Below are 11911 nucleotides of genomic sequence, written 5' to 3' on the forward strand. Positions count from 1 at the left end.
GGGCACTGCCAGCATAGACAAGGAACCGTTGTACAAGTTCCAGGATGAAAAATTTGTCAATACTGGCCATGAAACATTTATCGCGGCGCGAGCTCGTTCAGGTGACGAGCAACGGCGATCCATGCACCGATATACCCTAACAGCACCGCCCCGATCAAGAGTGAAAGGCCATCCGAGGCCGGCACGCCACCCAGGGCGAAATCACTGCCATACAGGCCGGATAGCCCGACCACCGCGTCATTCAGCCAGTTCAGGCCGAACGCCAGGATGCCCCAGGCCAGCACGCCCGCACCCAGGCCGTACAGCGCGCCCATGTACAGGAAAGGCCGGCGCACGTAGCTGTCGGTGCCACCGACGAGCTTGATCACTTCGATCTCGACCCGGCGGTTTTCGATATGTAGACGAATTGTGTTACCGATTACTAACAACAGAGCAGAAATCAGCATCACCGCCAGGCCGAAGACGAACCGGTCACCCAGCTTGAGGATTGCCGCCAGGCGCTCGACCCACACCAGGTCCAGCTGCGCCGCTTCCACCCGCGGCAACTCGGACAGGCGCTGACGCAAGGCCTCCAGGGCGGGCTTGTCGACCTCGGTCGGGGTCACCACCACCACGCCCGGCAGCGGGTTGTCCGGCAACTCGCGCAGCGCCTCGCCCAGGCCCGACTGCTGCTGGAACTCTTCCAGTGCCTGCTCGCGGCTGACGTACTGGGCCTCGGCGACGCCGGGCATGCCCTTGATCTCGTCACGCAGCGCCTCGCCGTCGCGGCTGCTGGCGTCGAGCTTGAGGTACAGCGAGATCTGCGCCGCGCGCTGCCAGGAACCGCCGAGTTTCTCGACGTTCTTCAGCAACAGCGACAGGCCCATGGGCATGCTCAGCGCCACGGCCATCACCAGGCAGGTGAAGAAACTGCCGATCGGCTGCTTGCCCAGTCGGCGCAGGCTGTCGGCCAGGCTGGCGCGGTGGCTTTCCAGCCAGGCGTGCAGCAGGGTGCTGAAGTCCGGGCCATCGTCGTCGTGATCGCCACGCTTTTTCTTCGTCGGTTGTGGGTCGGCGGCTTTCGGCGCCACGCGCTCGGAAACCTTTGGTGTACGTGTGGTGCTCATTGCCCGGCCTCCCCATCGCCGATCAAGCGGCCGCGTTGCAGCGTCAGCATGCGGTGGCGCATGCGCGCGATCAGCGCCAGGTCGTGGCTGGCGATCAATACCGTGGTACCCAGGCGATTGATGTCCTCGAACACGCCCATGATCTCGGCGGCCAGGCGCGGGTCGAGGTTACCGGTGGGCTCGTCCGCCAGCAGCAGGGCCGGCTGGTGGACGATGGCGCGGGCAATGCCCACGCGCTGCTGCTGGCCGGTGGACAGGTCGGCCGGGAACAGCTCGCCCTTGTCGCTCAGCGACACGCGCTCCAGCGCCGAATCCACGCGCTTGGCGATTTCGGCCTTGGACAGCCCGAGGATCTGCAGCGGCAGGGCGATGTTGTTGAACACCGTGCGGTCGAACAGCAGCTGGTGGTTCTGGAACACCACGCCGATCTGACGGCGCAGGAACGGGATCTGCGCGTTGCTGATCTGGCCCAGGTCCTGCCCGGCCAAAAGCAGCTTGCCGCTGGTCGGACGCTCCATGGCCAGCAGCAGGCGCAGCAGGGTGCTCTTGCCGGCGCCGGAGTGGCCGGTGACGAACAGGAACTCGCCACGACGCGCCCGGAAGCTCAGTTCGTGCAGGCCGACGTGGCCGTTGGGATAGCGCTTGGCTACCTGTTCGAATCGGATCATGAAGGTTCCCGCTCGGCGAACAGCGCCTTGACGAAGGGTTCGGCCTCGAAGGTGCGCAGGTCGTCGATACCCTCGCCCACACCGATGAAGCGGATCGGGATATTGAACTGCTTGGCCAGGGCGAAGATGACGCCGCCCTTGGCGGTGCCGTCCAGCTTGGTCAGGGCCAGGCCGGTCAGCTCGACGCTCTGGTTGAAGTACTTGGCCTGGCTGATGGCGTTCTGCCCGGTACCGGCATCGAGCACCAGCAGCACCTCGTGGGGCGCATCGGCGTCGAGCTTGCCGATCACCCGACGGACCTTCTTCAGCTCCTCCATCAGGTTGTCCTTGGTGTGCAGGCGGCCGGCGGTGTCGGCGATCAGCACATCGACGCCCCGGGCCTTGGCGGCCTGCACGGCGTCGAAGATCACCGAGGCCGAGTCGGCTCCGGTGTGCTGGGCGATCACCGGGATCTGGTTGCGCTCGCCCCAGACCTGCAGCTGCTCCACCGCCGCGGCGCGGAAGGTGTCGCCGGCGGCGAGCATGACCTTCTTGCCTTCGAGCTGCAGCTTCTTGGCCAGCTTACCGATGGTGGTGGTCTTGCCGGCGCCGTTCACGCCGACCACCAGGATCACATAGGGCTTGTTCTGCGCCTCGATCTTCAGCGGTTGCTCGACCGGGCGCAGCAAAGCGGCCAGTTCGTCCTGCAGCGACTTGTACAGGGCATCGGCGTCGGCCAACTGTTTGCGGGCGACCTTCTGCGTCAGGTTCTGGACGATGGTCGAGGTGGCCTCGACGCCGACGTCGGCGGTCAGCAGGCGGGTCTCGATCTCGTCGAGCAGGTCGTCGTCAATGACCTTCTTGCCCAGGAACAGGCTGGCCATGCCCTCGCCGATGCTGGCGCTGGTCTTCGACAGGCCCTGCTTGAGGCGGGCGAAGAAGCCTGTTTTGGCGGGTTCGGCTGCGACTGGAGCGGGTTCCACGGCAGCCGGAGCGGGGGCGACAGGCGCTTCTGGCTCAGGCTCGACCACAGGGGCAATCACCACCGGTGCTGGCTCGGGCACCACCACCTCAGGGGGCTGGCGCTCAGGGATAGCCGGCGGGACCTTGGGTTCCAGGTCAGGCACCAGCGCCACCGGCTCTTCCGCGACCGGCAGCACCAGGTTGCTTACAGGCGCAGGCGGTGTTGGCTCGGGCACAACCGTTGACAGGTCCGACGCATTCGCGGGCAAGCCCGCTCCCACAGGAGGCTGTGGCGTCTGAGGCACCGCGGCAGGCTCGGCCGGGACTTCTGCCGGCACAGACTGGGGTGCTTCGAGCACTACAGCGGGCTGCGGCGCCTGAGGCGCAGCGGCAGGCTCAGGTTCGGCCGTCTGGACAGGCTCGACCGGGACTTCCACCGGCACAGGCTGAGGTGTTTCGACCACCGGTGCGGTCAGCGGCGCAGCGGCGGGCTCCGGCTCGGCCGGCGCGCTTACCGGCGCAGGCTGGGGTGCCTCGGCCAGCGGAGCGGGCTGCTCGGCGGGAGGCGGCTGTACCACCGGCGCCTCAGCGGGCGGTTGGGGGGCTTGCGGCTGTTCGGCGACAGGTTGCTCCGGCTTCTTGCGGAACCAGCTGAACAGGCCTTTCTTCTCGCCAGCCGCGGCCGGCGCTTTTTTGTCGTCGTTGGAACCAAACATGGAAGACGGCTATCTCAGGGTAGCGATGCGCCAGCAGTGGTGCATCGGGAATTCTTGGGTCACGCAGAACAGACTACTGTGAAGCCAGCGGGTTCATGCGCAACGTTTTGTCGTAAGGGCCTGCGGGCCAGAACGGCGACAGGCATGGTCGCCAGGCAACCGGATCAGTATCCTAGCACCTCCTGGCCCGCCGACGCTAAACCCAAGCGGGCCGCCGAACAGGTTGAACACCGTATGAATGCTCTAGCCCGCCGCGCCGCTGGCCTGTTGCTCGGCACGTTGTGCCTGCCGCTGGCGGCCTTCGCCGCCGATGTGCAACCCACCCACGAATTCATCCTCGACAACGGCCTGAAGGTGGTCGTGCGCGAGGACCACCGTGCGCCGGTGGTGGTTTCGCAGATCTGGTACAAGGTCGGCTCCAGCTACGAGACGCCGGGCCAGACCGGCCTGTCCCACGCCCTGGAGCACATGATGTTCAAGGGCAGCGCCAAGCTCGGCCCCGGCGAGGCCTCGCGCATCCTGCGCGATCTCGGTGCCGAGGAGAACGCCTTCACCAGCGACGACTACACCGCCTACTATCAGGTGCTGGCCCGTGACCGCCTGCCGGTTGCCTTCGAGCTGGAGGCCGACCGCCTGGCCAGCCTGCGCCTGCCGGCCGACGAGTTCAGCCGCGAAATCGAGGTGATCAAGGAAGAACGCCGCCTGCGCACCGACGACCAGCCCAACGCCAAGGCCTTCGAGCTGTTCCGCGCCATGGCCTACCCGGCCAGCGGCTACCACACCCCGACCATCGGCTGGATGGCCGACCTCGAGCGCATGAAGGTCGATGAACTGCGCCACTGGTACGAGTCCTGGTACGCACCGAACAATGCCACCCTGGTGGTGGTCGGCGACGTCAAGCCCGACGAGGTGAAAGCCCTCGCGCAGAAGTACTTCGGCCCCATCCCCAAGCGCGCCGTGCCGCCAAGCAAGTTGCCGCTGGAGCTGGCCGAGCCGGGCCTGCGCCAGCTCACCCTGCACCTGCGCACGCAACTGCCCAGCCTGGTCTACGGCTTCAACGTACCGGCCCTGGCCACGGCCAAGGACCCGCGCAGCGTCAACGCCCTGCGCCTGATCTCGGCCCTGCTCGACGGCGGCTACAGCGCCCGCATGCCGGCGCGCCTGGAGCGCGGCCAGGAACTGGTGGCCGGCGCCTCGTCCAGCTACAACGCCTTCACCCGCGGTGACAGCCTGTTCATGATCTCGGCCACGCCCAACGTGCAGAAGCACAAGACCCTGGCCGAAGTGGAGAAAGGCATCTGGCAGCTGCTCGACGAACTCAAGACCACGCCACCGACCGCGGAAGAACTCGAACGCGTGCGCGCCCAGGTGATCGCCGGCCTGGTCTATGACCGCGACTCCATCAGCAGCCAGGCCACCACCATCGGCCAGCTGGAGACCGTCGGCCTGTCGTGGAAGCTGATAGACAGCGAGCTCGACGACCTCAAGCGCGTGACCCCGGAGGACATCCAGGCCGCCGCCCGCACCTATTTCACCCGCGAACGCCTGAGCGTTGCCCATGTACTGCCCGAGGAGTCCGCTCATGAGTGATCGCAGCGCACCGCGCTACACCCTGTTCGGCCTGGCGATCATCGTGCTGGTGGTGGCCGTCGCCGTGCTGTTGGCGCGCCCGGCCCAGTCCGACAGCCAAGGCAAGGCGGACACCGCGGCCCGCCCATCCAACACCCTGCAATCGCTGGCCGAACTGGACGGCAAGGCCCCCAGCCGGCGTCAGTTGAACATCCAGCACTGGACCACCGCCGAAGGCGCCCGCGTGCTGTTCGTCGAGGCCCGCGAGCTGCCGATGTTCGACCTGCGCGTGACCTTCGCCGCCGGCAGCAGCCAGGACGGCGGCACCCCGGGCCTGGCCACCCTGACCAACGCCATGCTCAACGAAGGCGTGGCCGGCAAGGACGTTACCGCCATCGCCGAGGGCTTCGAAGGCCTGGGCGCCGACTTCGGCAACGGTTCGTACCGCGACATGGCCGTGGCGTCGCTGCGCAGCCTCAGCGCCAGCGACAAGCGCGAGCCGGCGCTGAGGCTGTTCACCGAGGTGGTGGGCCAGCCGACCTTCCCCGAGGATGCCCTCAAGCGCATCAAGAACCAGCTGCTGGCCGGTTTCGAGTACGAGAAGCAGAACCCGGGCAAGATCGCCGGCAAGACCCTGTTCGCCAACCTCTACGGCAAACACCCTTACGCCAGCCCCAGCGACGGCACCGCCGAAACCATCCCGGGCATTACCCTGGAACAGCTGCGCGGCTTCCACGCCAAGGCCTACGCGGCCGGTAACGCGGTGATCGCCCTGGTCGGCGACCTCAGCCGCGGCGAAGCCGAAGCCATTGCCGCCCAGGTCTCCGCCGGGCTGCCAAAAGGCCCGGCCCTGGCCAAGCCCGAGCAACCGGTCGAGCCCAAGCCGGGTGCGACCCACATCGATTTCCCGTCCAAGCAGACCCACCTGATGCTGGCCGAGCTGGGCATCGACCGTAACGATCCGGACTGGCCGGCCCTGTCGCTGGGCAACCAGATCCTCGGTGGCGGCGCCTTCGGTACCCGCCTGATGAGCGAAGTCCGCGAAAAACGCGGCCTGACCTACGGCGTGTACTCGGTGTTCAGCCCGATGCAGGTACGCGGCCCGTTCATGATCAACCTGCAGACCCGCGCCGAACTCAGCGAGGGCACGCTCAAGCTTGTGCAGGACATCCTTGCCGACTACCTCAAGAGCGGCCCGACCCAGCAGGAGCTGGACGATGCCAAGCGCGAACTGGCCGGCAGCTTCCCGCTGTCCAACGCCAGCAATGCCAGCATCGTCGGCCAACTGGGCGCGATCGGCTTCTACAACCTGCCGCTGAGCTGGCTGGAAGATTTCATGCAGCAATCCCAGGCGCTGACCGTCGAGCAGGTCAAGGCCGCCATGAACAAGCATCTGGCGGCGGACAAGCTGGTGATCGTCACCGTCGGCCCGAAGGTGGCCCAGCAGCCCCTGCCGGCCCCCACTGACAAACCCGCCGAGCAACCGCTCGGCGTACCGGAGCACTAATGGCAAGACCCAACACCCCAGCGCGCCCGGCACCGGGCGCCAGCAAGGGCCCCGGCCAGCTGCGCATCATCGCTGGCGAGTGGCGCAGCCGCCGCCTGGCCGTGCCGGAAGGCGAAGGCCTGCGACCGACGCCTGACCGTGTGCGCGAGACCCTGTTCAACTGGCTGGCGCCACATATCGAAGGCGCCCTGGTGCTCGATGCCTTCACCGGCAGCGGCGCGCTGGTGCTCGAGGCGCTGTCCCGCGGCGCCGAAAACGCCGTGGCGCTGGACAGCAACCCAACGGCCATCGCCAATCTCAAGAACAACCTTGAGCTGCTGCGCTGCCCGCGCGGGCAGATCCTGCAGACCGACGCCCTGCGCTACCTTCAAGGCCCGGCCAAGCAACAGTTCGACGTGGTGTTCCTCGACCCGCCGTTCCACCAGGAGCTGCTGGCCAACACCTGCAACCTGCTGGAGCAGGGCCAGTGGCTGCGCGAGCAGGCGTGGATCTACACCGAAAGCGAAGCCGTGCCCTCTTCGCTGCCGATGCCAGGCAACTGGCGCCTGCACCGCGAGAAGAAGACCGGTCAGGTGCACTACGCGTTGTGGCAACGAGCGGGCACAGACCAATAGCGCAGGTACAGCGGCGGTGTTTCATGGCACTCTAGGCAGGCACACCACGAGTCGCCCAGCATGCCCAGCCTCACCGCCACCTTCCGCCCGGCCACCGGCCTGTCCAACCCCCACCTGCAGACACTGTGGGGGCCTCTGTGGCGCAAGCTCCCGGACCTGCCGCGCAACCGCGAGCGCCTGTGGCTGGCCGACGGCGACTTCCTCGACCTCGACTGGCACGGGCCACACCAACCCGACGCGCCGTTGGTGCTGGTGCTCCACGGCCTCACCGGCTCGTCCAACTCGCCCTACGTCAAAGGCCTGCAACTGGCCTTGCAGGGGCGTGGCTGGGCCAGCGTCGCGGTGAACTGGCGCGGCTGCTCGGGCGAGCCCAACCTGCTGGCGCGCAGCTACCACTCCGGGGCCAGCGAAGACCTGGCCGAGATCATCCGTCACCTGCGGGCGCAGCGGCCACTGGCACCGTTGTATGCCGTGGGCTACTCGCTGGGCGGCAATGTGCTGCTCAAATACCTGGGGGAAAGCGGCTCGGCCAGCCAGCTGGAAGCGGCGGTGGCGGTTTCGGTGCCGTTTCGCCTGGACCAGTGCGCCGACCGCATCGGCCTGGGCTTCTCGAAGATCTACCAGGCGCATTTCATGCGCGCGATGCTGGCGTATGTGCAGGACAAGCAACGGCACTTTCGCGACAAGGGCCACCATGAAGGACTGGCGACCCTCGACCGCCTGGGGCCATTGCATGACCTGCGCACCTTCTGGGACTTCGATGGCAAGGTGACCGCGCCACTCAATGGCTTCAGCGATGCCCACGACTACTACCGCCGGGCATCCAGCCGCTATTACCTGGGAGAGAACCGTACGCCGACGCTGATCATCCATGCCAGCGATGATCCGTTCGTATTCGGTCATAGCCTGCCGGCTGCGAATGAACTGGCGCCCCTGACGCAGTTCGAACTGCACAAGCGCGGTGGCCATGTGGGATTCGTCGAGGGCAGCCTGCGCAATCCGGGGTACTACCTGGAACGGCGTATTCCGCAATGGCTGATGGACGGGCGCTAGCCCTCATCCAGGAGCAGGGCTGAGAGAGGACTTCGTGGGAGCGGGCTTGCCCCGCGATGGCATCACCGGCCCATCGCGGGGCAAGCCCGCTCCCACGTTACGAATTACTCGCCAGTCGCCACGCCACGCTGCGGATCGTTGATCCATTCACTCCACGACCCGGCATACAGCCGCCCCAGCGGATACCCCGCGAGCGCCAGGGCAAACAGGTTGTGGCAGGCCGTCACGCCAGAGCCGCAATAGGCCACCAGATCCTCCGGCGAACGACCGGCCAGCTTTTCGGCAAAACGCTGCTTCAGCTTGTCGGTCGGCAGGAAGCGCCCGTCGGCGCCAAGATTGTCGGTGAACGCCGCACATTGGGCGCCCGGAATGTGCCCGGCCACCGGGTCGATCGGTTCCACCTCGCCACGGAAACGCGGCAGCCCGCGGGCATCGATAAGGGTCAGCGCCGGATCGTCCAGGCGCTTGACCAGGTGTGTGGCGTCGATCTGCAGCTTCATGTCCGGCTCGCCGCTGAACGTCCCCTCGCGACGCACGGGCGGGTCCAGGCTCAACGGCAGGTGGGCGGCGTGCCAGGCCTTGAGGCCGCCGTCGAGGATGAACACCGCCTCGCGCTTGCCCAGCCAGGCCAGCAGCCACCAGGCGCGGGCGGCGAAGGCGCCGGGGCCATCGTCGTAGAGCACCACCTGGCTGTCGTTGTCCACACCCCACTCGCGCAGGCGTTCCACCAGCCGCTGCGGATCGGGCAACGGGTGACGCCCCGTGCGGCCCTTGACCACCGGCCCGCTCAGGTCACGCTCAAGGTCGGCGAAATGCGCCCCGGCGATATGCCCCTCGGCATAGCTGCGTTGGCCGTAGTCGACGTCCTCCAGGGCAAAGCGGCAATCGAGGATCACCAGGCCGGGCGCGTCCAGGCATTCGGCCAGCTGTTGCGGGGTGATCAGTTGCGCAAGGGGCATGACAATCTCCTGATGAATGGCTCGAAGACCCCGGTTCACTGCTCCAGGGCCTGGTTGAACGGAACGTGGAACTCATCGCACAACGCCTGCACCGCGGCACGCGAGCCTGGGGTGACATACCCCAGTTCCAGCACCACCACCTGATAGACGCCGCGCATGAACGCTTCTTCACCCAGGTGCGCGCAATGCTCGCGGGTGGTGCTGAGAAAACGCACCCAGGAGGTCAGCACGATCCACGCGTTGATGGTCAGCGACTCGATCTGCGGGCCGTCCATGCTCAGGATGCCAGCCTCGACAAAGCCCCGGTAGATCGCCTGCCCCTGCAGCAGGCAGCGCCGCGAGAAACGCCGGTAACGGGCGGCCAGCTCCGGGTCGCTGTCGAGCAGGTGCTCCAGGTCACGGTGCAGGAAACGGTAGTTCCACATCGCCGCCAGCAGCGCCTTGAGGTAGAAGCGCTTGTCCTCGACGGTGGCGATGCGGCCCTGGGGCGGGCGCAGGAAGCTGTCGACCAGTTCTTCGTACTGGTTGAACAGCACGGCGATGATCGCCTGCTTGTTGGGGAAGTGGTAGTACAGGTTGCCGGGCGAGATTTCCATGTGCGCGGCAATGTGGTTGGTGCTGACGCAACGCTCGCCCTGCTGGTTGAACAGCTCCAGGCTGCTCTGCACGATGCGCTCTCGGGTCTTCATGCGCGGGGCCATGCTCAGCTCCAGTCTCCAGCTTGATTGATCGGACCCATCTTACGGCTTCCCGTAGGTCGGGTGCACCGCCGGCCAGGTGAAAAAGAGTGCACCATCGTACCAATTAGAGTATATGCTCTATTCACTTGTCACCCCCCGGAGCCGCCATGACCTCGCCTGCCGTCCTCCCCCCTGTGCAATCCGACCTCGACCTGCAAGCGACGTTCGACGCCCTGCGTCGGGCCTTCGCCGACAACCCGATGCCCCCGGCCGCGCAACGCCGGCAGTGGCTGAAAAGCCTGCGTGAGGCGCTGCTGGCCGAGCAGGAGACGCTGATCGCGACCATCGACGCCGACTTCAGCGGCCGCAGCCGCGACGAGACCCTGATCGCCGAGCTGATGCCGTCGGTCCTCGGCCTGCGCGATGCGGAAAAACAGCTGGGCCACTGGATGCGCGCCTCGCGGCGCAAGGTCGGCCTGGCCTTCCAGCCCGCCAGCGCGCGGATCGAGTACCAGCCACTGGGGGTGGTGGGGATCATCGTGCCGTGGAACTACCCGCTGTTCCTCGCCATCGGCCCGCTGACCGGCGCCCTGGCCGCCGGCAACCGGGTGATGCTCAAGCTCAGCGAGTCCACGCCTGCCAGTGGGCAGGCCATCAAGGACCTGCTCGGGCGTGTGTTCCCCAGCGATCTGGTCAGTGTAGTACTGGGCGAGGTGGAGGTCGGCCAGGCCTTCGCCCGCCTGCCTTTCGACCACCTGCTGTTCACCGGTGCCACCAGCGTCGGCCGCCATGTGATGCTGGCCGCCGCGCAGAACCTCACCCCGGTGACCCTGGAGCTGGGCGGCAAGTCGCCGGCCATCGTCTCGGCCGATGTGCCGCTGGACACCGCCGCCGAACGCATCGCCTTCGGCAAGACCCTCAATGCCGGGCAGACCTGCGTCGCCCCCGACTACGTGCTGGTGCCCCGCGAACGCCTGGACGCCTTCGCCGATGCCTACCGCCGCGCCGTGCATCGCTTCTATCCGCGCCTGACCGACAACCCCGACTACAGCGCGATCATCAACGAGCGGCAGCTCGGTCGCCTCAATCGCCTGCTCGACGATGCCCTTGAGCAAGGCGCCCAGGTGCTCGACCTCTACCCCGACGAGCCCCGCCAGGGCCGCCATCTGCCGCCACACCTGCTGCTGCAGGTGCACGACGGCATGCAGGTGATGCAGGACGAGATCTTCGGCCCTTTGCTGCCGCTGGTGCCCTACGACCGCCTGGACGACGCCCTGGCCTACATCAACCAGCGCCCCCGGCCCCTGGCGCTCTACTATTTCGGCTATGACAAAGGTGAGCAGGCACGGGTACTGCGCGACACCCACTCAGGCGGCGTCTGCCTCAACGACACCCTGCTGCATGTGGCCCAGGACGACCTGCCGTTCGGCGGCGTCGGCCCGTCCGGCATGGGCCACTACCATGGCCACGAGGGTTTCCTGACCTTCAGCAAGGCCAAGGCCGTGCTGGCCAAGCAGCGCATCAATGCCGCCAAGACGATCTACCCGCCCTATGGCAAAGCCTTGCAGCGCTTGGTCTACAAGCTGTTCATCCGCTGAGCGCAGGCGCCTCATGCATCGTCGCGACCTGCTCAGGTTCAGCTTCGGCGCCAGCCTGTTCCTGGGTGCAACCAGCCTGGTCGGCTGTACGCCGCAGGCGGCCTCGCCCGGTTATCAGGTCCTGCGTGATGACGACCTGCCGCTGCTGCAGGCCCTGATACCCGTCGTGCTGGCGGGTACCCTGGCTTCCACCGAATTGGTGCTGCACAGCCTCGACCACAAGCTGGCGGCGCTGTCGCCCGCCATGCTCAAGCTGACCCGGCAACTGTTCGACGTGCTCACCCTGCCGCTGACTCGAGGGCCGCTGACCGGCATCTGGGGCGGCTGGGCCGGCGCCACGGATACAGAGCTGGACCGCTTTCTCGAACGCTGGCGGGACAGTTCGCTGAACCTGCTGCGCCAGGGCCATGCCTCGCTGCTGCAACTGCTGCTCATGGCCTGGTACGAACGCCCCGAGGCCTGGGCAGCCTGCGGCTATCCAGGGCCGCCGAAGGTCTGA

General features: G+C 66.9%; 11 protein-coding genes. 6 read left to right on the forward strand and 5 right to left on the reverse strand.

All coding sequences use genetic code 11. The features are described from left to right. Window positions 1-77: 77 nt before the first annotated feature. Genes ftsX through ftsY form a run of 3 tightly spaced genes read right to left on the reverse strand, consistent with a single transcriptional unit; the run spans window position 78 to window position 3432 of the window. Window positions 78-1106: a permease-like cell division protein FtsX gene (ftsX, locus tag ACZ899_RS17810; protein ID WP_232854892.1), complete on the reverse strand. Its 1029-nt coding sequence runs from the start codon at window positions 1104-1106 to the stop codon at window positions 78-80. Further along, entirely contained in the window at window positions 1103-1774 is a 672-nt protein-coding gene (gene ftsE / locus ACZ899_RS17815) for a cell division ATP-binding protein FtsE (RefSeq protein ID WP_011531723.1), read from the reverse strand. Before ftsE ends, ftsX begins: the two co-directional genes overlap by 4 nt. After that, window positions 1771-3432 (reverse strand): signal recognition particle-docking protein FtsY, encoded by a 1662-nt coding sequence (gene ftsY, locus ACZ899_RS17820; RefSeq protein WP_203648543.1) that lies wholly within the window; start codon window positions 3430-3432, stop codon window positions 1771-1773. The genes ftsE and ftsY overlap by 4 nt, the downstream gene beginning before the upstream one ends. A gap of 234 nt (window positions 3433-3666) precedes the next feature. Between ftsY and ACZ899_RS17825 the strand changes: the two genes are divergently transcribed. From ACZ899_RS17825 to ACZ899_RS17840, 4 genes are read left to right on the forward strand one after another with little or no spacing between them, the layout of a single operon-like run. Further along, a complete protein-coding gene (locus ACZ899_RS17825; RefSeq protein ID WP_234562107.1) occupies window positions 3667-5022 on the forward strand; it encodes a M16 family metallopeptidase in 1356 nt (451 codons plus the stop codon). Then, window positions 5015-6508 carry a M16 family metallopeptidase gene (locus ACZ899_RS17830; protein ID WP_234562105.1) on the forward strand — a complete coding sequence of 498 codons (1494 nt, stop codon included), beginning with the start codon at window positions 5015-5017 and terminating at the stop codon, window positions 6506-6508. The genes ACZ899_RS17825 and ACZ899_RS17830 overlap by 8 nt, the downstream gene beginning before the upstream one ends. Then, window positions 6508-7122, forward strand: a complete 615-nt coding sequence (rsmD, locus tag ACZ899_RS17835; protein WP_203648556.1) for a 16S rRNA (guanine(966)-N(2))-methyltransferase RsmD — start codon at window positions 6508-6510, stop codon at window positions 7120-7122. Before ACZ899_RS17830 ends, rsmD begins: the two co-directional genes overlap by 1 nt. A gap of 60 nt (window positions 7123-7182) precedes the next feature. Further along, on the forward strand, window positions 7183-8175 hold the full coding sequence (locus ACZ899_RS17840) for a hydrolase (protein ID WP_203648558.1): 993 nt from the start codon (window positions 7183-7185) through the stop codon (window positions 8173-8175). 104 nt (window positions 8176-8279) lie between these two features. Here ACZ899_RS17840 and ACZ899_RS17845 read toward each other — a convergent pair whose 3' ends face one another. Both ACZ899_RS17845 and ACZ899_RS17850 read right to left on the reverse strand, forming a co-directional pair. After that, window positions 8280-9134, reverse strand: coding sequence for a sulfurtransferase (locus ACZ899_RS17845; protein ID WP_234562332.1), 855 nt, complete (start codon window positions 9132-9134; stop codon window positions 8280-8282). 35 nt (window positions 9135-9169) lie between these two features. Then, on the reverse strand, window positions 9170-9835 hold the full coding sequence (locus tag ACZ899_RS17850) for a TetR/AcrR family transcriptional regulator (protein ID WP_050707373.1): 666 nt from the start codon (window positions 9833-9835) through the stop codon (window positions 9170-9172). 146 nt (window positions 9836-9981) lie between these two features. Here ACZ899_RS17850 and ACZ899_RS17855 point away from each other — a divergent pair, with 146 nt between their 5' ends. After that, on the forward strand, window positions 9982-11412 hold the full coding sequence (locus tag ACZ899_RS17855) for a coniferyl aldehyde dehydrogenase (protein WP_234562333.1): 1431 nt from the start codon (window positions 9982-9984) through the stop codon (window positions 11410-11412). A 13-nt stretch (window positions 11413-11425) separates the two neighbouring features. Further along, complete coding sequence (locus tag ACZ899_RS17860) at window positions 11426-11911, forward strand: twin-arginine translocation pathway signal protein (RefSeq protein WP_203648564.1); 486 nt, start codon at window positions 11426-11428, stop codon at window positions 11909-11911.

This window comes from Pseudomonas sp. TE31087, assembly GCF_057284075.1.